The sequence below is a fragment of the Pseudomonas sp. Tn43 genome, assembly GCF_014192635.1.
Lineage (GTDB): Bacteria > Pseudomonadota > Gammaproteobacteria > Pseudomonadales > Pseudomonadaceae > Aquipseudomonas.
Map to the genome: position 1 here is coordinate 45,532 of NZ_JACHYG010000015.1, position 24,355 is coordinate 69,886.

Annotated in this window: 11 protein-coding genes; 5 read left to right on the forward strand and 6 right to left on the reverse strand. The window is 61.3% G+C overall.

Annotation, left to right across the window (positions count from 1 at the left end; all coding sequences use genetic code 11):
• Positions 1 to 27: 27 nt before the first annotated feature.
• From FHW68_RS24800 to FHW68_RS24820, 5 genes are all read right to left on the reverse strand, one after another.
• On the reverse strand, positions 28 to 825 hold the full coding sequence (locus FHW68_RS24800) for an enoyl-CoA hydratase/isomerase family protein (RefSeq protein WP_183683559.1): 798 nt from the start codon (positions 823 to 825) through the stop codon (positions 28 to 30).
• Positions 822 to 1,979, reverse strand: a complete 1,158-nt coding sequence (atuD, locus tag FHW68_RS24805) for a citronellyl-CoA dehydrogenase (protein ID WP_183683561.1) — start codon at positions 1,977 to 1,979, stop codon at positions 822 to 824. The genes FHW68_RS24800 and atuD overlap by 4 nt, the downstream gene beginning before the upstream one ends.
• Before the next feature lie 68 nt (positions 1,980 to 2,047).
• Positions 2,048 to 3,664, reverse strand: a complete 1,617-nt coding sequence (gene atuC / locus FHW68_RS24810; RefSeq protein WP_183683564.1) for a geranyl-CoA carboxylase subunit beta — start codon at positions 3,662 to 3,664, stop codon at positions 2,048 to 2,050.
• A 2-nt stretch (positions 3,665 to 3,666) separates the two neighbouring features.
• Positions 3,667 to 4,581 carry an SDR family oxidoreductase gene (locus tag FHW68_RS24815; protein WP_183683566.1) on the reverse strand — a complete coding sequence of 305 codons (915 nt, stop codon included), beginning with the start codon at positions 4,579 to 4,581 and terminating at the stop codon, positions 3,667 to 3,669.
• 13 nt (positions 4,582 to 4,594) lie between these two features.
• Positions 4,595 to 6,397 (reverse strand): acyclic terpene utilization AtuA family protein, encoded by a 1,803-nt coding sequence (locus FHW68_RS24820; RefSeq protein WP_183683568.1) that lies wholly within the window; start codon positions 6,395 to 6,397, stop codon positions 4,595 to 4,597.
• A 177-nt stretch (positions 6,398 to 6,574) separates the two neighbouring features.
• Here FHW68_RS24820 and FHW68_RS24825 point away from each other — a divergent pair, with 177 nt between their 5' ends.
• The 3 genes from FHW68_RS24825 (at position 6,575) to FHW68_RS24835 (ending at position 9,202) form a co-directional block, all read left to right on the forward strand.
• On the forward strand, positions 6,575 to 7,201 hold the full coding sequence (locus tag FHW68_RS24825; protein ID WP_095634654.1) for a TetR/AcrR family transcriptional regulator: 627 nt from the start codon (positions 6,575 to 6,577) through the stop codon (positions 7,199 to 7,201).
• A gap of 93 nt (positions 7,202 to 7,294) precedes the next feature.
• The gene (locus tag FHW68_RS24830) at positions 7,295 to 8,089 is read left to right on the forward strand and encodes an ABC transporter substrate-binding protein (protein ID WP_095634653.1); all 795 of its coding nucleotides are present in this window, start codon (positions 7,295 to 7,297) and stop codon (positions 8,087 to 8,089) included.
• Positions 8,090 to 8,188: 99 nt separating this feature from the next.
• Complete coding sequence (locus tag FHW68_RS24835; protein WP_183683570.1) at positions 8,189 to 9,202, forward strand: GNAT family N-acetyltransferase; 1,014 nt, start codon at positions 8,189 to 8,191, stop codon at positions 9,200 to 9,202.
• 132 nt (positions 9,203 to 9,334) lie between these two features.
• On the opposite strand, the gene FHW68_RS24840 is transcribed toward FHW68_RS24835, so the two are convergent.
• A complete protein-coding gene (locus FHW68_RS24840) occupies positions 9,335 to 9,883 on the reverse strand; it encodes an RNA polymerase factor sigma-70 (protein ID WP_095634651.1) in 549 nt (182 codons plus the stop codon).
• A 380-nt stretch (positions 9,884 to 10,263) separates the two neighbouring features.
• Here FHW68_RS24840 and FHW68_RS24845 point away from each other — a divergent pair, with 380 nt between their 5' ends.
• Both FHW68_RS24845 and FHW68_RS24850 read left to right on the forward strand, forming a co-directional pair.
• Positions 10,264 to 23,247: a non-ribosomal peptide synthetase gene (locus FHW68_RS24845; RefSeq protein ID WP_183683572.1), complete on the forward strand. Its 12,984-nt coding sequence runs from the start codon at positions 10,264 to 10,266 to the stop codon at positions 23,245 to 23,247.
• A 290-nt stretch (positions 23,248 to 23,537) separates the two neighbouring features.
• Complete coding sequence (locus FHW68_RS24850) at positions 23,538 to 24,350, forward strand: alpha/beta fold hydrolase (protein ID WP_183683574.1); 813 nt, start codon at positions 23,538 to 23,540, stop codon at positions 24,348 to 24,350.
• The last annotated feature ends 5 nt before the right edge of the window (positions 24,351 to 24,355 follow it).

The window sequence follows — 24,355 nt, forward strand, 5'->3', positions numbered from 1 at the left end:
CAGGAGCGAGGCTTGCCCGCGAAGCTCTTAAATTGCCCAACCCGGTTTTCGCTTTTGCACAAAAGCCATCGTCCCCTCGACCCCTTCATCCCCGGTCACCGCTTCGCTGAACCACTCGGCCGCCTGATCCAGCAGGCCCTCCGAGGGTTGTCCGGCACTCGCCAGCAAGAGTTTTTTGGTCGCTGCATTCGCCCCCGGGGCGCAGCACATCACATGAACCAGCACTTCATCGAGGCGTTCGGCCAAGGCTTGCGGGTCATGCTCGACAAAATGCACAAGTCCCATGCGCCGTGCCTGGGTGCCATCGAACCGTGCGGCGGTCAGGGCCAGTCGGCGGGCCTGGGTCAGGCCGATGCGCTGCACCACGAACGGTGCGATCTGCGCTGGCAACAGGCCGAGGCTGGTTTCCGGCAGGCCGAATTGCGCCTGATGATCGGCCATCGCGATATCGCTGACGCAGGCCAGACCGAAACCACCACCAAGCACCGCGCCTTGCAACACGGTGATGACCACTTGCGGCGCGTGCTGGGTTTCTTCCAGCAAGGCGCCGAACGCACGGTTCAAATCACGGTAGGCCGTCTGACCCTGAGCCCGGGCGTTGGTCATGTCCTTGATATCGGCACCGGCACAAAAATGCCCGCCGGCACCGCCGATCACCAACGCGCGAACCTGCCGGTCATCGCGCACCGCCGCCAGCACCGCGCGTAGCTCGGCGACCATTTGCAGGCTCATGGCGTTGCGACTGTCGGGGCGATTGAGGGTGATGTGCAGGACGCCGTTATGCTGTTCGAGCAACAGGGTCTGGCAAACGGGAAGGGTGTTCATTTGTTTTTCCCCGGCAGGATGCCCATGAGTTTGCAGATGATCCCCAGCATGATTTCGTCGGCACCGCCGCCGATCGACACCAATCGCACGTCGCGGTAAGCCCGCGCCACCGGGTTGTCCCACATGAAACCCATGCCGCCCCAATATTGCAGGCAACTGTCACTGACTTCCCGCCCCAGTCGCCCGGCCTTGAGTTTGGCCATGGACGCCAGGCGGGTGACGTCCTGGCCTTTGATGTATTGCTCGGTGGCTTGATAGACCAGCGCCCGCAGGCATTCGATTTCGGTTTGCAGCTCGGCCAGACGGAAATGAATGACCTGATTGTCGATCAGCGCATTGCCGAAGGTCTTGCGTGTCTTGCAGTACTCGATGGTGCTGTCGACGCAATACTCCAGGCCTTTGATCATGTTCGCCGCGCCAAACAATCGTTCTTCCTGGAACTGCAGCATTTGCATCATGAACCCCGCGCCTTCATGGCCGATGCGGTTGCGTTGCGGCACGCGCACGTTGTCGAAAAATACCTGGGCAGTTTCCGAGCTGCGCATGCCGAGTTTGTCCAGGTGCGGGCTGAGACTGATGCCGGGGCTGTTCATCGGCACCATGATCAGCGACTTGTTGATGTGGGGTTTATCGTCCGAGGTGTTGGCCAGCAGGCAGATGAAGTCGGCGCTCGGCGAGTTGGTGATCCACATCTTGCTGCCGTTGATCACGTAGTCGTCGCCGTCCTTGCGGGCGCTGGTTTTCAACCCTGCTACGTCGGAGCCGGCACCGACTTCGGACACACCGATACAGCCGACCTGCTCGCCGGTGATCGCGGGGCGGAGGAATTCTTCGCGCAGTTCATCGGAGCCGAATCGCGCCAGGGCCGGGGTGCACATGTCGGTCTGCACGCCGATGGACATCGGAATGCCGCCGCAATGAATGGTGCCGAATTCTTCGGCGGCCACAATCGAATAGCTGTAATCGAGCCCCATGCCGCCGAATTTTTCCGGTTTGGAAATCCCCAGCAGACCGAGGTCGCCCGCCTTGCGAAAGATCTCATGGATCGGAAAACGCCCGGCCTTTTCCCATTCATCGACGTGAGGATTGATCTCGTGATCGACGAATTGGCGGACGGTGCGGCGCAGTGCTTCGTGTTCCTGGGTGAAGATCATTTTTTATTGTTCTCCTGTGATCGTTCCCACGTTCTGCGTGGGAATGCAGCCTTAGACGCTCCGCGTCATCAAAAACGGGCTACGCCGAAACTGTTAGGTTGCAGCGAACGAACCTCGGCTTCATGGCAGATATCCAGCAAATACCCGAGCAACGTGCGGGTATCCCGCGGATCGATCAGCCCGTCGTCCCATAGATTGGCGCTGCCATACAACGCGGTGGCCTGGCTGTCGAGCTTCTGCGCAGTGACTTGTTCGAGCATGTCGAGCATTTTCGGGTCGGGCACCAACCCGTCCTTGAGCTGTTTGGCTTCGGTGACGATCCGCATCACTTTGCCGGCCTGAGCGCCGCCCATCACCGCGGTGCGGCTGTTGGGCCAGGCAAAGATGAAGCGCGGATCGAGGCCGCGACCGCACATTGCGTAGTTGCCAGCGCCGTAGGAACCGCCGACGACGATCGTCAGTTTGGGCACTCGGGCATTGGCCACCGCTTGAATCATTTTCGCGCCGTGCTTGATCACACCTTGTTGTTCCGACTCGGTGCCGACCATGAAACCGGTGGTGTTGTGGAAAAACAGCAGGGGCGTCTGGCTCTGGTCACAGAGCTGAATGAATTGCGCGGCCTTGCTCGCACCTTTGGGCGTAATCGGGCCGTTGTTGCCGATGAAGCCACAGGCTCGACCCTGAATCTGCAAATGCCCGCAGATTGTTTGCTGATCGAACTCGCCCTTGAATTCGAGGAAGTTCGACGCGTCGGCAACCCGGGCGATGATATCGCGCACGTCGTAGGGTTTTTTCGGATCATCCGGGATCAGACCCAGCAGTTCGTCGATGGGGTAGAGCGGTTCTTCCCATCGACGTTCGGGTAACCATGGCAACTGATCGTTCCACGGCAACAGGCTCATGATCTCGCGCACCTGGCGCACGCCATCGGCATCGTTCTCGGCCAGGTATTCGGCGGTGCCGGCGGTTTGCGCGTGCATCTGGGCGCCGCCCAGTTCTTCATCGGTAGCGATTTCACCGGTGGCGGCCTTGAGCAGCGGCGGTCCGGCAAGAAACAGCTTGGCCTTGCCGCGCACCACCACCACGTAATCCGACAACCCCGGCTGATAAGCACCGCCCGCCGTGGCCGAGCCATGGACGACGGTGATTTGCGGCAAGCCCATGGCCGACATTCGCGCCTGATTGGCAAAGCTGCGCGCGCCTTCGACGAAAATCTGCGCCGCGTAATTGAGGTTGGCGCCTCCGCTTTCCGCGAGGGTGATGACCGGCAATTTGTTTTCCATGGCGATCTGTTGCAGGCGCAAGGACTTTTTCAAACCGCTGGGGGAAATGGTTCCGCCCTTGATCGCGCTGTTGTTCGCCACCACCAATACCCGTGCGCCGGACACATAACCGATCCCGGCAATCAAACCGCCGCCGGCTGCGCTGCCGTCCTTGTCGTCGTGCAGCTTGTAGCCGGCCAGGCTCGCCAGTTCGAGGAACGGCGCGCCGGGGTCGAGCAGCAGGTTGAGCCGCTCCCTTGGCAGCAGTTGCCCGCGCTTGTCGAACCTGGGCTTGGCTTCGGCGGCTTTGCTCAGCAGGTTCTGTTCGAGCTGGCGGACCTGCTCGATGCCGGCCAGCATGGCCGCCCGGTTGCGAGCGAACGCTTCGCTGAACGGGTCTACCTGGGACTGGATGACCGGCATGGTTATTCCTTGTCCTTGGGTTCATCTGGTTTGGAGACGTCTGGTTTGGACGCGTCGGGTCTGAGTACTTCGGGTAAATAGGCGCGATGAAAGCCGTTGTACGAATGACTGTTCTGCGCCTTGTGCATTGGCCAGGCCCGCCCGCCGAGGCTGGCGGCGCCGTCGATGCGCAACGTGCTGCCGCTGACAAAAGCGGCTGCCGGGCTGAGCAGGAAAACAATCGCCGCGCTGATTTCCGATTCGGTGCCGATGCGCTTGAGCGGCACGTGTTCGCACAGGGTCGGGATGACGGCCCGGAACGCACCTTCGTAGGTGTCCATGCCGCTGGAGGCGACCCAGCCCGGCGCGACGGCGTTGACCCGCACGCCGGCATAGCCCCACTCAAACGCGGCGGTCTTGGTCAAGTTGTCCATGCCCGAGCGGGCTGCGCCTGAGTGCCCCATGCCGGGCATGCCGCCCCACATGTCGGCGAGCATGTTGACGATGGCGCCGCCGTGCTTGCTCATGGACTGATTGAACACCTCGCGGGCCATCAGAAAACCACCCACCAGGTTGGTGCGCAGGATGGTTTCGAAACCTTTCTGATTGATCGATGCCAGCGGCGCGGGGTACTGCCCGCCGGCATTGTTGACCAACCCATGAATCGGCCCGTGTTTGCGGATCAATTCGCTGACCAATTGCGTGACGGCATCTTCATCGCGGATATCGCAGACCTGCCAACTGGCTTTGCCCCCGTCTTCGGTGATTTCAGCGGCGACCTTTTTCAGTTTCTCGGCATTACGTCCCACCAGCAGCACCTGCGCGCCGAGGGCTGCGAGCTCGTGGGCGGTGCAACGGCCGATGCCGCTGCCGCCCCCGGTGACGATGATGTTCTGGCCGGCGAACAAGTCGGGTTTGAAAATCGAGTCATAAGCCATGGGCGACGGTCCTCTAGTTGACCTGATCAGCAATATGCTGCGGCACCGGAATCTGGATCTCCAGCAGTTGTTGAGCGAACGCCTTGCCTTGCGGATCGATCCGCAGGCTGGCCACGCCACCGCCGCCGAGCGCGTTCTCGAGAAGAAAATTAAAGCTTTGAGTGCCGGGTAAATACCAGCGTTCGACGCGCCCGTGGATCGGGTCGAGGACATGGCTCATCCAGTCGACCATCACCTCAGGTGTCAATGCTTCGGCGATCCATGGCAGGTAGTCGGGATGGCGGGCCATGACGCCGATATTGCTGTGATTGCCCTTGTCGCCGGAACGCGCCACGGCGAGTTTGATCAGGGCCACGCTCGCATCGGCGCGCTCGCTGGGTTGGGGCGGATCGAACGGTAGCGGCAAGTCAGCCGGGTCGAGTGCATCCAGGGCGGGCAGGGTGCACGGGTGGCGCTCACCGGCGAGGTCGATTTGCAGGGTGCAGGCGGTTTTGTCGATCAGGAATGAAAACAGCCGGATCAGCGGGTACACCGTCGGCCGCCCGCCGACGATCCCGGTCAACCCCGGCGCCATGCCGGTGGCGGCCTGGGCGATTTCCCGGGAAAACAGAATCAAGGCCTGTTTGGCTGGGTGGCGCACAGCGAGTTTGATCACCACTTCGCGGCTGTCCTGGCGCTGGCCGTGGGGGCCATACGTGGCTTCGCTGCCCAGCAGTTCGATGTTCACTTCGCTGTAGGGCGCCCAGCCGCGCTGGCTGAACATTTCCGAGGTCTTGTTGATGATCGCCTGGCTGACCCGTCGGGCCTTGGCCACGGCATCGATCCCGGCGATCAGGCAACTGGCGGTGCAGCGGAAACCGTCCGGATACGTGGCGCTGACCTTGTACTGATCGGTCGGCGGCAAACCTTTTGCGCCATGCACCTGCACCGCATTCTTGCCTTGCTGTACAAGTTTGACCTGACTGAAATCGCATACCACGTCGGGCAGCAAATAGGCTTGTGGGTCGCCGATTTCATAGAGCATCTGCTCGCCCACCGTCAGCGGCGTGACCAGACCGCCGGAACCATCGGGTTTGCTGACGATAAACTGGCCGTCGACGCCGACTTCGACGATCGGAAAACCGATGTGTTCGTAGTCGGGCACGTCGCGCCAATCGGTGAAATTGCCGCCGGTGCACTGGGCGCCACATTCAATCAGGTGCCCGGCCAATGCAGCCTGGGCGAGTTTGTCATAGTCGTGCCACGACCAGCCGAACTCGTGCACCAGCGCGGCGCTGACTACGGCGCTGTCGACCACGCGTCCGGTAATCACAATGTCGGCCCCCAGGCGCAGGGCTTCGACGATGCCCGGTGCGCCGAGGTAGGCGTTGGTCGATACGCACATCGGCGGCAGCGGCGCACCACTGAACATTTCATGCAGGCCAAGGTTGCTCAGGTGTTTGAACCGCGGTTGCAGATCATCACCCGACAACACGGCAATTTTCAGCGTTACCTGGGCCTTGTCGCACGCCGCTTGCAGGGCCGCGGCGCAAGCGTGTGGATTGATGCCGCCGGCATTGCTGATGACGCGGATCTTCTGTTCCGAGAGCTGGTTTAGGAGGGGGCTGAGCACTTCGATGAAGTCGCTGGCGTAGCCGGCCCCCGGATCTTTCATCCGTGCCCCGGCCATGATCGACATTGTGATCTCGGCCAGATAATCGAACACCAGGTAGTCCAGTCGCCCGCCTTCCACCAACTGCGCGGCGGCGGTCGAGGTGTCGCCCCAGAATGCGCTGGCGCAACCGATGCGGATTGTTTTGGGCGCAGCCAATTCCATAACCACCTCCGACAGAAGTGCTTGGAGACTACCAAGCAAGCGCTTGGTTTGTAAACGACTGAAATATCTTCTGCCCAAGCGCTTGCTTGGTTGCCCCCGCCAGCTTAAATTGCCCGCGCATCCCGCTGTATTAACGGGCAGCGGCGCACTTGATTGATCGACTGTAGGAGAGAACGGGTGGACGAGCAAAAAGCCCTGAGGGTGATGCGCGAATTGGTCGACAGCGGCCAATTGACCGACCCGGACAGTGCTCGCGGCAAATTGCTGCAAGTGGCTGCTCACCTGTTTCGTAATAAAGGTTATGAACGTACCACCGTGCGTGATCTGGCCGGTGCGGTAGGTATTCAGTCGGGCAGTATTTTTCATCACTTCAAAAGCAAGGATGAGATCCTGCGGGCGGTGATGGAGGAGACTATTCGCTACAACACCGCGTTGATGCGTGCGGCCCTGGCTGATGCCGGCAGTGTGCGCGAACGGGTTCTGGCGCTGATTCGCTGCGAATTGCAGTCGATCATGGGCGGCAGCGGCGAGGCCATGGCGGTGCTGGTGTATGAGTGGCGTTCGCTATCAGCGGAAGGCCAGGCGCAGGTTCTGGCGCTGCGTGATATCTATGAAGACATCTGGCTGCAAGTGCTGGGCGAAGCCAAGGAGGCCGGTTTTATCCGGGGCGATGTGTTCATCACCCGCCGTTTCCTGACGGGCGCGTTGTCCTGGACCACCACCTGGTTTCGTGCCGATGGCAGCATGAGCCTCGATCAATTGGCCGATGAGGCGTTGATTCTGGTACTTGAAGAACGGCAGTGAGCTGTCTATCTCGGCAAGAAACTGGCTAAGTTGGCGAAACCGCCTAGCTTGAATGCAGTGATGGGTATTTTTTTCGGGGAGTAGGCTGTTTTGATGTCTTCACCAATTCGGACCGCGTCTCGGCTTTTGCTGGCGGCGCTTGCAGTGTGCTGCGTGTTGCCATCTCAGGCCGCACAGTTGGTGCGGGTCGGTGCCGCGCATTTTCCACCCTACACTGTGCGTCCGGAGTCCGGTGCCGATACCGGTCTGTTGCCGCAACTGGTGGAAGCGCTGAATCAGGTGCAAACCGACTATCGGTTCGAGCTGGTGCCCACCTCCATTCCCCGGCGTTTTGGTGATTTCAAACAAGGCCGGGTGGACATGGCGATTTTCGAGAACCCGGATTGGGGCTGGAAGGACATCCCGCATACCCTCGTCGACATGGGCCTGGAAGATGCAGAAATCTTCGTCGCGCAAAAGAAACCCGATCGCGATGAGAGCTACTTCAAAGACCTGACGGGCAAGCGCCTGGCGCTGTACAGCGGCTACCACTACGAGTTTGCCAATTTTAATGCCGATCCCAAGTATCTGGCCGACACCTACAACGCCACGCTGACTTATTCCCATGACAGCAATCTGTTGATAGTGCTGCGCGGGCGTGCCGACATTGCCTTGGTGACGCGCTCCTACCTGAGCGATTATCTGCTGCGTAACGAGAAAGTCGGCGAGCAGTTGCTGGTGTCGCAACGCATCGATCAGGTCTATCACCATTACGCGCTGATTCGCCCGCAGGCGCCGATTACCGGGGAAGCATTTGGCAAGTTGCTGCAAGACCTGCGAAACAACGGCCAGATGTTGAAGATTTTCGACCCCTACAAAATTGCCCTAGTGCCGGTGGGCAAACCCTGAGTCGTGGCTCAGGTCGCGTATTTGGCGACGGCGCTTAAATTTCCTGCCCTGGCTCACGTCACCTCGTTGAACTGTCGACGATTACCGTGAGCCCCACCCATGTCCAATCCGAATGACCTGACCACCCTGGCCTTGCCGTCAGGCAACTGTCTTGTAGCCGATGAAACCGCCAGTCGCCTGAGCCTCAGCCTGCAAGGGCAACCGTTGATCGAGCTGCGGCTGACCCGCGGGCCGGAGTTGCATCTGCGGCTGGAGGAACGCTTCGCTCGTCCTGACGGTCAGGCATTCTGGGCGGCCTGTTATTGGCTGTTTGCCCGTGATGCGGCGTGTCAGCATCTGACCTGGCACCTCGATGACGTACCCACCGAAGCCTTGCTCAGCGGATTGCTGATCGCGACCGAAATCACTGGCCAGTATCGCTGCGAACGCACGCTGTTCTGGCAATTGCCCCAACCTTGGTTGGGTGAGTCGCGCACCGGCAGCTATCCGCAGCAAATGGTCATCAGCAGCGGCAAGCGCCATCCATTACGTGCGGTGAAACCCCGTGGTGAGGTCTATCGACGTTTCGATGCGCGGCTCGGTGCGTGGGTTTCCCTGCGCACGGTAGAAATCGAGCATGACCTGGCGCGTTTCAACCGCTGGCAGAACAGCCCGCGGGTGGCGAGTTTCTGGCAGGAGAAGGGCAGCATCGAAAAGCATCGCGAATACCTGAGCAAACTCGAAGCCGACCCGCACACCTTGACGCTGATCGGCTGCTTCGATGATCAGCCGTTTGCCTATTTCGAAGCCTACTGGGCCAAGGAGGATCGCATTGCGCCGTTCTATGATGCCGGTGATTACGACCGTGGCATTCACATGCTGGTCGGCGAAGAACATCACCGCGGCCCGCATAAGGTGGCGAGCTGGCTATCGGCGCTGGTGCATTACCTGTTTCTCGATGATCCACGCACGCAACGGGTGGTGGCCGAGCCTCGCGCCGATAACGCGAAGATGATCGGGCATCTGCACAATCAGTGTTTCCACTGCGAAAAAGAGTTCGACTTCCCGCACAAGCGCGCGGCGCTGATGGTGTTGGGGCGTGAGCGGTTTTTTGATCGGTGTTCGTTGGCTTGATGCGTAAGGCTCAAGGTCTGTTGCGGTCTTGAGTCAGTCTTCGCGGGCAAGCCTCGCTCCTACAGTGTTGTGTCGTTCACAAATAATGTAATCGACACAACACCGTAGGAGCGAGGCTTGCCCGCGAAGCTTTTAACGACGAGCAAAGGTATCCGCACGATTGCCCGACACCTTGCGGCAATGCACCAGCGCGTCACGAATCATGAAGTTCACCAGGGTTGGCGAGACGCCAAGTTCCTTGGCGATGTCTTTTTGCGGCACGCCGTGCAGGCGGTACATCTCGAAGGCGTAACGGGTGCGGCTGGGCAGCTCCGTCAGCGCATCGGCGATGTTTTCCAGGGTCGAGAAATTCATGTGCGAGGTTTCCGGCGAAGCGCCCTGAACCACCACGTTCAGACCTTCCTCTTCCGGGCCCGAATACTTCTGCTCCAGCGCCTGCTTGCGGTAATGATCGATCGCCAGGTTGCGCACGATCTGAAACAGATAACTGAGCTGCGCCTTGATTGACGACGTGATTTGCGGCGCCGATTGCAGCCGGAAGAACGCATCCTGCACCACGTCTTCGGCCCGTGATCGGCAACCGGTGATGCGGGCGGCAATCTTGACCAGAATCAGTCGATTGTCGACGAAGGCCTGAAGTAGCGGTGAATCGCACCTGCTTGTGGATACTTGTTCCGTCATTGGAAATCACCTTGCTGCAAATAGGGTCATGGGACGACAGGGGGCGGCGTCGTCCTGCATATCGAGCGACAAATTAGGTTGAATGATAATGATTGTCAATTGAGAAAGAGAATTAATGCCGCAGAAAAAAAGAAGAATGAGAACGGCGACACGCTGACTCACCTACTGACTAAACGCCTGCTGGCGCTCAAGCCTGGCGACTAATTATTTCAAGACCTCATCCGTTCTCATTGGTGAATGGCTGCGCACGCAAGCCCCGGCCAAACCAGCATTCCCAAGCCTTGCGCGGTCGGCGAAGACCGCGTCCCGCATACCCGATGAATGGGTGTGGCGTACGAAAACCGATTCCACTTGCAAGCCGAATTCAGGCAGGAAACCTCATGACCGACGCGTTCGAACTTCCCAGCACTCTGGTCCAAGCCCTTCAGCGCCGCGCGGCCCTGACGCCGGACCGGGTGGCCTTGCGTTTTCTCGCCCAAACCCAGGATCAGGCTGTGGTGCTCAGTTATCGTGAGCTCGATCAGCGGGCGCGAACCATTGCCGGCGCGTTGCAGGCCCAGACGTCGTTTGGTGATCGTGCGGTGTTGTTGTTTCCCAGTGGCCCGGATTACGTCGCGGCGTTTTTTGGCTGTCTGTACGCAGGCGTTATCGCGGTGCCTGCCTATCCACCTGAATCGACCCGTCGTCATCATCAGGAACGTCTGCTGTCGATCATCAGCGATGCCGAACCGCGCTTGCTGCTGACCTGCGCCGACCAGCGCGACGCCTTGCTGCAAATCAACGAGGCGCCGCCACTGCTGTGTGTCGACACCCTCGACAGCGCCCTGGCCGAACATTGGGTCGCGCCGGACTTGCACGGCGATCACATTGCCTTCCTGCAATACACCTCCGGCTCCACGGCGTTGCCTAAAGGCGTGCAAGTCAGCCACGGCAACCTGGTGGCCAACGAACTGTTGATTCGCCACGGATTCGGCATCGACCTGAACCCCGACGACGTGATCGTCAGTTGGTTGCCGCTGTACCACGACATGGGCTTGATCGGCGGCCTGTTGCAGCCGATTTTCAGTGGCGTGCCCTGCGTGTTGATGTCGCCGGCCTACTTCCTCGGCCGGCCATTGCGCTGGTTGGAGGCGATCAGCGAATACGGCGGTACCATCAGCGGCGGGCCGGACTTCGCCTATCGACTGTGCAGCGAGCGGGTCAGCGAATCGGCGCTGGAACGCCTCGACTTGAGTGGCTGGCGTGTGGCGTATTCCGGTTCCGAACCGATCCGCCTCGACACCCTGGAACGCTTCGCCGAGAAGTTCGCGGCCTGTGGCTTTACCTCGGACAGCTTCATGGCCTCTTACGGCCTGGCGGAAGCCACGTTGTTCGTGGCCGGCAGCCCGCGCGGCCAAGGCATCCCGGCGTTGCGCGTGGATGATCAAGCGCTGGCGCAGAACCGAGCCGAACCGGGCGATGGCAGTCCGATCATGAGCTGCGGCATCAGCCAGCCGGATCACGCGGTGCTGATTGTCGATTCCGTATCGCTCGAAGAACTCGCCGACAACGCGATCGGTGAAGTCTGGGCCACCGGGCCGAGCATTGCCCATGGCTACTGGCGCAACCCCGAAGCCACGGCCAAGACGTTCGTCCAGCATGCCGGTCGCACCTGGCTGCGCACCGGCGACCTCGGTTTTTTGCGTGACGGTGAGCTGTTCATCACTGGGCGCCTGAAAGACATGCTCATCGTGCATGGTCACAACCTCTATCCGCAGGACATCGAACAGACCATCGAGCGTGAAGTGGAGGTGGTGCGCAAAGGTCGCGTGGCCGCGTTCGCGGTCAACATCGACGGGCAGGAAGGCATTGGCATCGCCGCTGAAATCAGCCGCAGCGTGCAGAAAATCCTGCCGCCCGAGGCGTTGATCAAAGCTATCCGTCAAGCGGTGGCCGAGGCGTATCAGCAAGCGCCGAGTGTGGTGGTATTGCTCAACCCGGGGGCGCTGCCGAAGACGTCCAGCGGCAAGTTGCAACGCTCGGCCTGCCGCAATCGCCAGGCCGATGGCAGCCTCGACAGTTATGCACGATTCCCGTCGGCAGACATCGCAAGCACGTCTGAAACCCATACCGGCTCAGCGCTGCAAACCCTGATCGGCCAGCTCTGGTGTGAGCAACTGCAGGTCCAGCAGGTTAACGCCGATGACCATTTCTTCCTGCTCGGCGGCAACTCCATCGCCGCCACTCAAGTGGTCGCGCGCCTGCGTGAAGAGCTGGGGCTGGAGCTGAATCTGCGCCTGTTGTTCGAAGCGCCAACCCTTGGCGCATTCGCCGCCGCTGTCGCCCGGCAACAACAGGATGGCGGCGTGGCCCAAGGCGCGATCATGCCCTTGTCGCGCAGCGACGCCATGCCACAATCCCTGGCGCAAAACCGTCTGTGGATCACCTGGCAACTCGACCCCCAGAGCAGCGCCTACAACATTCCCGGTGGCTTGCACCTGCGCGGCGAACTGGACGAAGACGCCTTGCGTGCCAGTTTCCAGCAACTGATCGAACGTCACGAATCCCTGCGCACGCGGTTTTTCGAGCGCGATGGCGTCGCCTTGCAACAGGTCATTGCTGCCGGCGAATTCAACCTGCAAGTGATTGACATCAGTGACCTGCCAGCCACCGAGCGTGAAGCCCGCGCGCAGCAAATCCGCGAGGACGAAGCCCGCACCCGATTCGATCTGGAAAAAGGCCCGCTGCTGTCGGTGACGCTGGTGCGCCTTGGCGATGAAGACCATCAACTGCTGGTGACCATGCACCACATCATCGCCGACGGCTGGTCGTTGAACGTGCTGCTCGACGAATTCTCGCGGTTGTACGCGGCCACTTCTCAAGGCCTGAGTACCAGCCTTCCAGCGTTGCCAATTCAGTACGCCGATTACGGCAGTTGGCAGCGTCAGTGGCTGGCGCAAGGGGAGAGCGAACGCCAACTCGCTTACTGGAAAGACCAGTTGGGTGATGATCATCCGATCCTGAGCCTGGCCACCGATCATCCGCGTTCGGCGCAACACATTCACAGCGCCGCCCGCCACACGCTGCGTTTGGATGCGAGCCTGAGCGATGCCATTCGCCAGACTGCCCAGGCCCATGAATCGACGCCATTCATGCTGTTGCTCGCAGCATTCCAGAGCCTGTTGCATCGCTACAGCGGCCAACGGGACATCCGCATCGGCGTGCCGAATGCCAACCGTCCGCGTCTGGAAACCCAAGGCCTGATCGGCTTCTTCATCAATACCCAGGTGTTGCGCGCCGAGGTGGATTCGCGACTGCCGTTCGTTGAGTTGCTGGCGCAAACCCGTCAAGCCGCATCGGATGCGCAAGCGCATCAGGACCTGCCGTTCGAACAACTGCTCGAAGCTTTCCCCCAGGCCCGGGAGCAGGGTCTGTTCCAGGTGATGTTCAACCATCAGCAACGGGACCTCACTGCGCTGCGTCGCTTGCCGGGACTGCTCGCCGAAGAGCTGCCGTGGCACAGTCGCGAAGCCAAGTTCGACCTGCAACTGCACAGCGAAGAAGACCGCAACGGGCGTCTGAGCCTGTCGTTCGATTACGCCAGCGAGTTGTTTGATGCGGCGACTATCGAGCGTCTGGCCGAGCATTTCAGCAACCTGCTGCGAGCCATTTGTGAGCAACCGAAAACCGCCATCGGCGACCTGCAATTGCTGACCCCGAGCGAGCACGATCAACAATCCCGCTGGAGCGCCGCATCCTGCACCCCGGCCAGCCACTGGCTGCCGGAGTTGCTCAACGAACAGGCGCGCCAGACTCCAAAACGCACCGCGCTGTTGTGGGATGGCGGCAGTCTGGATTTTGCCGAACTGCACGCCCAGGCCAATCGCCTGGCGCATTACCTGCGCGACAAAGGCGTCGGCCCGGACGTGTGCGTGGCCATCGCCGCCTCGCGTTCGCCGCAGTTGTTGATCGGCTTGCTGGCGATCATCAAGGCTGGCGGCGCTTATGTGCCGCTGGACCCGGATTATCCTGCCGAGCGCCTGGCCTACATGCTCAGTGACAGTGGCGTCGAATTGCTGCTGACCCAAACTGAATGGCTCGACCGCCTGCCGGCCACCGATGGCGTCAGCGTGATTGCCATGGACGCCCTGCATCTGGAGAACTGGCCAAGCCACGCGCCGGGTCTGCACCTGCATGGCGACAACCTGGCCTACGTGATTTACACCTCCGGTTCCACCGGTCAGCCGAAGGGCGTTGGTAATACGCATGCAGCCCTTGCCGAGCGCTTGCAATGGATGCAAAACACTTACCGCCTGAACGAAACCGATGTGCTAATGCAAAAAGCGCCAATCAGTTTCGACGTGTCGGTGTGGGAATGCTTCTGGCCGTTGATTACCGGATGTCGTCTGCTGCTCGCCGGCCCCGGCGAACACCGCGATCCGCACCGCATCGCACAGCTTGTTCAGCAGTACGGCGTGACCACGCTGCACTTCGTGCCACCGCTGCTTTCGTTGTTCATCGACGAACCGCTCAGCGCCGAATGCACCAGCCTGCGCCGATTGTTCTCCGGCGGCGAAGCCTTGCCCGCCGAATTGCGCAACCGGGTGTTGGCGCAACTGCCGGCGGTGCAACTGCACAACCGCTACGGCCCGACCGAAACGGCGATCAACGTCACCCACTGGCATTGCACAACGGCCGATGGCGAGCGCTCGCCGATTGGCCGGCCATTGGGCAACGTGGTGTGCCGCGTGCTCGACAGCGACCTCAATCCGGTACCGGTTGGTGTGCCGGGTGAACTGTGCATCAGCGGTATCGGGTTGGCCCGAGGTTACCTGGGGCGTCCAGGCTTGACCGCCGAACGCTTTGTGGTCGATCCGTTGGGCGAGCAGGGCGCTCGGCTGTATCGCACTGGCGACCGTGCGCGCTGGACCGCCGACGGCGTGATCGAATACCTCGGCCGTCTCGATCAGCAAGTCAAACTGCGTGGTTTTCGTGTCGAGCCGGAAGAAATCGAAGCGCGTCTGCTGGCGCAATCCGGCATCGCCCAAGCGGTGGTGCTGGTACGCGAAACGGCGGTGGGTGGGCAGTTGATCGGTTACTACACCGCCACTGAAACCCACGAAACCATCGAGGCTCAAACCACACGCCTGAAAGCCGCACTCGCCGCCGAGCTGCCGGAATACATGGTCCCGGCGCAACTCATGCGTCTGGATGAAATGCCCCTGGGCCCGAGCGGCAAACTCGACCGTCGCGCCCTGCCGGAACCTCAATGGCAAGTCCGCGAGCATGTCGAACCGGTCACCGCCCTCGAGCAACAGATCGCCGGCATCTGGCGCGAGGTGCTGGGCCAAACACAGATCGGCCTGCGCGACGACTTCTTCGCCCTCGGCGGCCACTCGCTGTTAGCCACGCAAATCATCTCCCGCACCCGCCAAGCTTGCGACGTCGAGTTACCGCTGCGGGCGCTGTTTGAGGCCAGTGAACTCGGTGCTTTTGCCGAACAGGTTCGCTTGATCCAGGCCAGCGGCAAAACCAACCAACAGCCGCCGATCGAGAAGGTCGACCGCAGCCAAGCGGTGCCACTGTCCTATTCTCAGCAACGCATGTGGTTCCTCTGGCAAATGGAGCCGGACAGCCCGGCCTACAATGTCGGCGGCATGGCGCGGTTGCGCGGCGTGCTGGATGTCGGGCGTTTCGAAGCGGCATTGCAAGCGCTGATCATGCGTCACGAAACCCTGCGTACGACCTTCCCGAGCGTCGACGGCGTGGCCCGGCAACAGGTGCATCCAGACACCCGCCTGCGCATGGACTGGAAGGATTTCACCACGCTGGATGCCGATAGCCGCGAATGGCAGGTCCAGCAACTGGCCGATGACGAAGCCCATAAACCTTTCGATCTGGAAACCGGGCCGCTGCTGCGTGCTTGCCTGGTCAAGACCGCCGAGCAGGAGCATTACTTCGTCCTGACCCTGCATCACATCGTCACCGAAGGCTGGGCGATGGACATCTTCGCCCGGGAACTGAGCGAGCTCTACGAAGCGTTCGTCGATGACCGCGATTCGCCGCTGCAACCGCTGCCGGTGCAGTACCTGGATTACAGCGTGTGGCAGCGGCAGTGGCTGGAGTCCGGCGAACGTCAGCGCCAGCTCGATTACTGGACCGCGCAACTGGGCCGCGAACATCCGCTGCTGGAGCTGCCGGCCGATCGTCCGCGTCCGCCGGTGCAAAGCCATCAGGGCGAACTGTTCCGCTTCGACCTCAGCGATGATCTTGCGGCGCGAGTCCGTGCCTTCAACGCACAAAACGGTCTGACCCTGTTCATGACCATGACGGCCGCGCTGGCGGTGCTGCTTTATCGCTACAGCGGCCAGACCGATTTGCGCATCGGGGCGCCGGTGGCTAACCGCATTCGCCCGGAAAGCGAAGGGCTGATCGGCGCGTTCCTCAATACTCAAGTGCTGCGTTGCCAGCTCGACGGGCAGATGTCTGTCGGCGAGTTGTTCGAGCAGGTTCGTCACACTGTGATCGAAGGCCAGTCCCATCAGGACCTGCCGTTCGATCATCTGGTGGAAGCCTTGCAGCCACCGCGCAGTGCGGCTTACAACCCGCTGTTCCAGGTGATGTGCAACGTGCAGCGCTGGGAATTCCAGCAGAGCCGAACCCTGGCCGGGATGACGGTCGAGTACCTGGCCAACGATGCGCGAGCGACCAAGTTCGACCTCAATCTGGAAGTCACCGACCTTGACCATCGCCTCGGTTGCTGCCTGACCTACAGCACCGATCTGTTCGACGAACCGCGCATTGCGCGCATGGCCGGGCACTGGCGCAACCTGCTGGAAGCGTTGCTCGCCGATCCGCAACAACGCTTGAGTGAACTGCCGTTGCTGGACGCCACCGAACAGCAAAACCTGCTCGACAGCCTCGGCATCGAACCGGGTGAACATCGCCTCGATCAATGCATTCATCATCTGTTCAGCCAACAGGCGCTGGTGCGCAAGGACGCGCCGGCCTTGACCTTCGCCGGGCAAACCCTGAGCTACGCCGAGCTCGACAGTCGCGCCAATCGTCTGGCCTGGATGCTGCGCGCGCGTGGAGTCGGCCCGCAGGTGCGGGTCGGTCTGGCGCTGGAGCGTTCGCTGGAGATGGTCGTCGGCCTGCTGGCGATTCTCAAGGCGGGCGGCGCCTATGTGCCGCTGGACCCGGAATACCCGCTGGATCGCTTGCACTACATGATCGAAGACAGCGGCATCGGTTTGCTGCTCAGCGATGCGGCGATGTTCGCGGCCCTCGGTGAATTGCCGGCCAGTGTCGGCCGTTGGTGCCTGGAAGACGATACCGTCGAATTGGCCAATTACCCGGCCACTGAATTGCCGTTTATCAACCTGCCGCAACATCAGGCGTACCTGATTTACACCTCCGGTTCCACCGGCAAACCGAAAGGTGTGGTGGTGTCCCACGGTGAAATCGCCATGCATTGCCGCGCGGTAATCGAGCGCTTCGGTATGCGCCCGGATGACTGCGAGTTGCACTTCTATTCGATCAACTTCGATGCCGCGACCGAGCGTCTGCTGGTACCGCTATTGAGCGGTGCGCAGGTGGTCCTGCGGGCGCAAGGCCAGTGGGACGCAGAAGCAATCTGCGGGCTGATTCGCCGGCACAACATCAACATTCTTGGTTTCACCCCAAGCTACGGCAGCCAGTTGGCGCAATGGCTGGCCACCCGGGGCGAGACCCTGCCGGTGCGCATGTGCATCACCGGCGGCGAAGCCCTGACCGGCGAACACTTGCAACGGATTCGTGCGGCATTCAAACCGAGCCTGTTTTTCAACGCTTACGGCCCGACTGAAACCGTGGTCATGCCGCTGGCCAGCCTCGCGCCGGAGCAACTGGAAGAAGGCCTGGGCAGCGTGCCGATCGGCAGCGTGATCGGCGCTCGGGTGGCGTACATCCTCGACGCCGATCTGGCGTTGGTGCCACAAGGCGCGACGGGCGAATTGTATGTCGGTGGTGCCGGCCTGGCGCAGGGTTATCACCAGCGTCCGGGCATGACCGCCGAACGGTTTGTTGCCGATCCTTTTGCAGTGAACGGCGGACGTTTGTACCGCACCGGCGACCTTGTCCGTCAGCGTGCCGATGGCTTGGTGGAGTACCTGGGACGCATTGACCATCAAGTGAAGATCCGTGGTTTCCGCATCGAACTGGGGGAAATCGAAACCCGTTTGCTGGAACACGAATCCGTGCGTGAAGCGGTGGTGTTGGCCCTCGACGCGCCGAGCGGCAAGCAATTGGTCGGCTACCTGGCCACCCACGTCGCCGAACAGGATGAAACGCAACAAACTGCATTGCGCGAAGCATTGAAGACGCACCTCAAAGCGCAATTGCCGGATTACATGGTGCCGACGCACTTGATCCTGCTGGCCAGCATGCCGCTGACTGCCAACGGCAAACTCGACCGCCGCGCACTGCCGGCCCCGGACCCGGCGTTGAACCGTCAGCAGTACGTGGCGCCGCGCAATGAACTTGAGCTGACCCTGGCCGGTATCTGGCGTGAAGTGCTGAACGTCCAGCAGGTCGGCCTCAACGACAACTTCTTCGAACTGGGCGGCGATTCGATTCTGTCGATCCAGGTGGTCAGCCGTGCGCGGCAGCAGGGCATTCACTTCAGCCCGCGTGAGCTGTTCCAGCACCAGACCGTGCAGACGCTGGCCGCCGTGGCGACCCGCACCGAGCAAGTCACTGCCGAGCAAGGTTCGCTCACCGGCGAATCGCGTCTGACGCCGATTCAGCATTGGTTCTTCGATACCGACATTCCACAGCGTCAACACTGGAACCAGGCGTTGCTGCTGGAGCCGACCGTGGCGCTGGAACCGCATCGTCTGGAGCAAGCGCTGCTGACAGTGATCGAACAGCACGACGCCTTGCGCCTGCGTTTCACCGAGGTTGGCGGCCATTGGCAGGCCCGGCACCAGGCGATCTCCGACGCTGCCGTGCTGTGGCAGGTACACGTGCCGGCCATGGACAACTGCGCGGCGTTGTTCGCCGATGCTCAACGCGGCCTCGACCTTGAGCACGGGCCGCTGATGCGGGCGCTGCTGGTGGATGATCCTGAGGGGCAACAACGGCTGTTCATTGCCATTCACCACTTGGTGGTGGATGGGGTGTCGTGGCGGGTGCTGCTGGACGATCTGCAAACGGTCTATCGTCAACTCGAGTCCCGGCAGTCGGTAAAACTGCCGGCGAAAACCAGCGGCTTCAAGGACTGGGCCGCACGGTTGCAGGCTTACGCCGGCAGCGAATCCCTGCGCGAAGAGTTGAGCTGGTGGCAGACGCAACTGGCCGGCCCAAGCGCTGAATTGCCCTGTGATCGTGCCCAAGGCAGTCAGCAAAATCGTCACGCGCAAACCGTCAGCGTGCGCCTCGACAGCGAGCGCACCCGGCAATTGCTGCAACAGGCGCCGACGGCCTATCGCACCCAGGTCAATGACTTGCTGCTGACCGCATTGGCCCGCGTGGTGTGCCGCTGGAGCGGTCATGAGTCGGCATTGATTCAACTCGAAGGCCATGGCCGCGAAACCCTGTTCGACGAGATCGACCTGACCCGCACTGTGGGCTGGTTCACCAGTGCCTACCCGCTGCGTCTCACACCCATGAATGAACAAGGTGCCTCAATCAAGGCGATCAAGGAGCAACTGCGCGCGGTGCCGCACAAAGGTTTGGGTTATGGCGTGCTGCGTTACCTGGCCGATGGCCTGTGCCGCCAGACCATGGCCGCGCTGCCGGTGGCGCCGATCACCTTCAACTACCTGGGGCAGTTCGACCAGAGCTTTGGCAGTGATGCGCTGTTCCGCCCGCTCGATGAACCGGTGGGCGCGGCACACGATCCACACGCTCCGCTGCCCAACGAGCTGAGCATCGACAGTCAGGTCTACGGTGGTGAATTGGTGCTGCGCTGGACCTTCAGCGCCGAACGTCATGATGTGCAAACCATCACCGATCTGGCAGAGGCGTATCTGGGCGAATTGCACAGCCTGATCCAGCATTGCCTGAGCGATGACGCAGGCGGATTGACGCCCTCGGACTTCCCGCTGGCCAGACTGACTCAGCCGCAACTCGACGCATTGCCCGTTCCGGCGGCGATGATCGAAGACGTCTACCCGCTGACCCCGATGCAGGAAGGCATGCTGCTGCACACCTTGCTCGAACCGGGCACTGGCCTCTATTACATGCAGGACCGCTACCGCATCAACAGCGAGCTCGACCCCGCGCGTTTCGCCCAGGCCTGGCAAGCGGTAATCGCCCGACACGAAGCCTTGCGCGCCTCCTTCTGCTGGAACGTCGGCGAAGACATGCTGCAAGTGATCCACAAACCGGGCAGCACACCGATCGACTATCTGGACTGGAGTGCGGTTGCCGAAACCGAGCAAGAGCCGAAGTTGCAGGCGCTGCTCAAAAGCGAGCGTGAGGCCGGGTTCGATCTGCTCAATCAGGCACCGTTCCACCTGCGCTTGATCCGCGTGGGCGCGGCGCGCTACTGGTTCATGATGAGCAACCACCACATCCTCATCGATGCCTGGTGCCGTTCGCTGCTGATGAACGATTTCTTTGAGATCTACACCGCCCTCGGCGAAGGCCGGGAAGCGCAACTCGCCGGGGCGCCGCGTTATCGCGATTACATCGGCTGGCTGCAACGCCAGAGCCTGGCCGAAGCGCGACAGTGGTGGCGGCAGAACCTGCAAGGATTCGAGCGCACCACGCCGATTCCGAGCGATCGGCCGTTCCTGCGTGAACATGCCGGCGACAGCGGCGGCATGATCGTCGGCGACCGCTATACCCGACTCGATGCCCGCGACGGTGCGCAATTGCGCGAACTGGCCCAGGCCCATCAGCTGACCATCAACACCTTCGCCCAGGCGGCATGGGCGCTGGTGCTGCGTCGCCTGAGCGGCGATCGCGACGTGCTGTTCGGCGTCACGGTGGCCGGGCGCCCGGTGGACATGCCGCAGATGCAGCGCACCGTCGGGCTGTTCATCAACAGCATCGCCCTGCGGGTGAAAATGCCCGAGGACGATCAGCGTTGCAGCGTTCGGCAGTGGCTCAGCGGTCTGCTCGACAGCAACATGCAGCTGCGTGAGTACGAATACCTGCCGCTGGTGAGCATTCAGGAAAACAGCGAGTTGCCTAAAGGCCAGCCGCTGTTCGACAGCCTGTTCGTGTTCGAAAACGCACCGGTGGAAGTCTCGGTACTGGACCGTGCGCAGAGCCTCAACGCGACCTCTGATTCGGGCCGCACCCACACCAACTTCCCGTTGACGGCGGTGTGTTATCCGGGCGATGACCTGGGTTTGCACCTGTCCTACGACCAGCGCTATTTCGATGAATCCACGGTCGAGCGCATGCTCGGCGAATTCAAGCGCCTGCTGCTGGCGCTGGTCGAAGGCTTCCATGGCGACATGGCCGATCTGCCGCTGCTGGCGCGCGAGGAACAGGACTTCCTGATCCATGGCTGCAACCAGAGCGAACACGACTATCCGCTGGAGCACAGCTATGTCTCGTTGTTCGAAGCGCAGGTTGCCGAGCATCCGCAGCGAATGGCCGCCAGTTGTCTGGAACAGCAACTCAGTTATGTGGAGTTGAACCAGCGCAGCAACCGCCTCGGTCATGCGCTGATTGCGGCTGGCGTCGGCCTGGATCAACCGGTGGCGTTGCTCGCCGAACGTAACCTTGATCTGTTGGGCATGATCATTGGCAGCTTCAAGGCCGGTGCCGGTTACTTGCCGCTGGACCCGGGCCTGCCGAGTCAGCGCTTGAGCCGAATCATCGACCTGAGCCGCACACCGTTGCTGGTTTGCTCTCAAGCCTGTCGTGACCAAGCCGTCGCGCTGCTGGAAGAATTCGGTTGTGCCAATCGACCTCGATTGCTGGTCTGGGAAGACGTGCAGGCGAGCGATGTATCGGCGGCCAATCCGGGCATTTACAGCGGCCCGGACAACCTCGCCTACGTGATTTACACCTCGGGCTCCACCGGCCTGCCGAAGGGCGTGATGGTCGAGCAGCGTGGCATGCTCAATAACCAGTTGAGCAAGGTGCCGTACCTGAAATTGAGCGAGACCGATGTGATCGCGCAGACCGCTTCGCAAAGCTTCGATATCTCGGTCTGGCAGTTCCTCGCGGCACCGCTGTTCGGCGCTCGGGTGGACATCGTGCCGAACAGCATTGCCCACGATCCGCAAGGCTTGTTGGCCCACGTTCAGAGCCAGGGCATCACCGTGCTGGAAAGCGTGCCGTCGCTGATTCAGGGCATGCTTGCCCAGGATCGCATGAGCCTCGATGGCCTGCGCTGGATGCTGCCGACCGGCGAAGCGATGCCGCCGGAACTGGCGCATCAATGGTTGCTGCATTACCCGCAGACTGGTTTGGTAAACGCCTATGGTCCGGCGGAATGCTCGGACGATGTGGCGTTCTTCCGCGTCGATCTGGCCTCGACTCGTGGCAGTTATCTGCCGATTGGCACGCCAACCGACAACAACCGTTTGTACCTGCTCGATGGCGCGCTGGAGCTGGTGCCATTGGGCGCCGTGGGAGAGTTGTGCGTGGCGGGCACCGGGGTGGGGCGCGGCTATGTGAGCGATCCGTTGCGTACTGCGCCAGTGTTTGTGCCAAACCCGTTCGGCGCGCCGGGGGATCGCCTGTATCGCACCGGCGACCTGGCCCGGCGGCGCAGCGACGGCGTGCTGGAATACGTCGGACGCATCGACCATCAAGTGAAGATTCGCGGTTACCGCATCGAACTGGGTGAAATCGAGGCCCGTCTGCACGAGCAGCCGCAAGTTCGCGATGCAGCGGTGGGGGTGCAGGACGGGGTCAACGGCAAGCATTTGGTCGGCTATCTGGTTGCTGCAGAGTCGGCGCTGGATCCGAACGAACAACTGGAGCGTATCAAGCAACGTTTGCGCGCTGAATTGCCGGAATACATGGTGCCGCTGCACTGGTTGTGGCTCGACAAGCTACCGCTCAACGCCAATGGCAAACTCGATCGCAAGGCCTTGCCGGCGCTGGAGATTGGCCAATTGCAGAGCCAGGCCTATCAGGCGCCGCGCAATGAGCTGGAGCAGACCCTGGCGGATATCTGGGCCGAGGTATTGAAGGTCGAAAAAGTCGGCGTGCGTGACAACTTCTTCGAGCTCGGCGGGCATTCGTTGCTGGCCACCCAGATCGCCTCACGGGTGCAAAAAGCCTTGCAACGCAACGTGCCGCTGCGGGCGATGTTCGAGTGCAGCACGGTGGCGGAGCTGGCCGAGTACATCGACGGGTTGGCGGCGAGCGACATGACCAAGAAGAAAGTGGATCGCTTGAATGACCTGATGGCGGAGTTGGAGGGGCTCTAAAGTCAAAAGATCGCAGCCTGCGGCAGCTCCTACAGGTGTACGCCGGGCCCGATTCGCGCGTGTGTACGCCGAGCCCATTTGGTTCGCGCGTGTGTGTACGCCGAGCCCATTTGGTTCGCGCGTGTGTGTACGCCGAGCCCATTTGGTTCGCGCGTGTGTGTACGCCGAGCCCCTGTAGGAGCTGGCGAAGCCTGCGATCTTTTGATCTTCAACCGGGTTGACTGTCGAGCCCACGCGGCTCAGTCTTCCTGTGCTTTTTAATGGATCCGATTTCACCGGGGAGACAGTCGATGCCCTTCGTAACGGTTGATGGACAAGCGCTTCACTACATGGATCAAGGCACAGGCCCAGCAGTTCTGCTGGCCGGCAGTTACCTGTGGGACCAAGCCATGTGGGCGCCACAGATTACGGCGCTGTCGCAGCGCCATCGAGTCATCGCCCTGGACCTGTGGGGCCATGGCCAATCCGGGCGGATGCCCGAGTGCACAACGTCGCTGGATGACGTGGCGCGCCAGGCATTGGCCTTGCTCGATCATCTGGGCATCGACCGCATTACGCTGGTCGGTCTTTCAGTGGGCGGCATGTGGGGCGTTCGCCTGGCGCTGTCAGCACCGCAACGGCTCAATGGGCTGGTGCTGATGGACACCTACGTCGGCGTCGAACCGGAACCGACCCGCCAATACTATTTCTCGTTGTTCAAACAGATTGAAGACAGCGGTGAGATCTCGCCGCAGTTGCTCGACATCGTGGTACCGATTTTCTTCCGTCCGGGCATCGATCCGCAGTCGGCGCTGTATCAGGATTTCCGCGCGAAACTGGCTGCGCTGCCGGCCGACCGCTTGCGTGAAAGCATCGTGCCGATGGGACGGATTACCTTTGGTCGTGATGATTTGCTGCCGCGCCTGGGTGAACTGAACCCTCAAACCACGCTGTTGATGTGCGGCGATCAGGACAAACCGCGACCGCCGTCGGAAACCCGAGAGATGGCTGAATTGATCGGTTGCCCGTATGTGCTGGTACCGCAGGCGGGGCATATCTCGAATCTGGAGAATCCGCAGTTTGTTACAGATGCGCTGTTGAAGTTTTTGGCTGAGAGAACTTAGTCGAT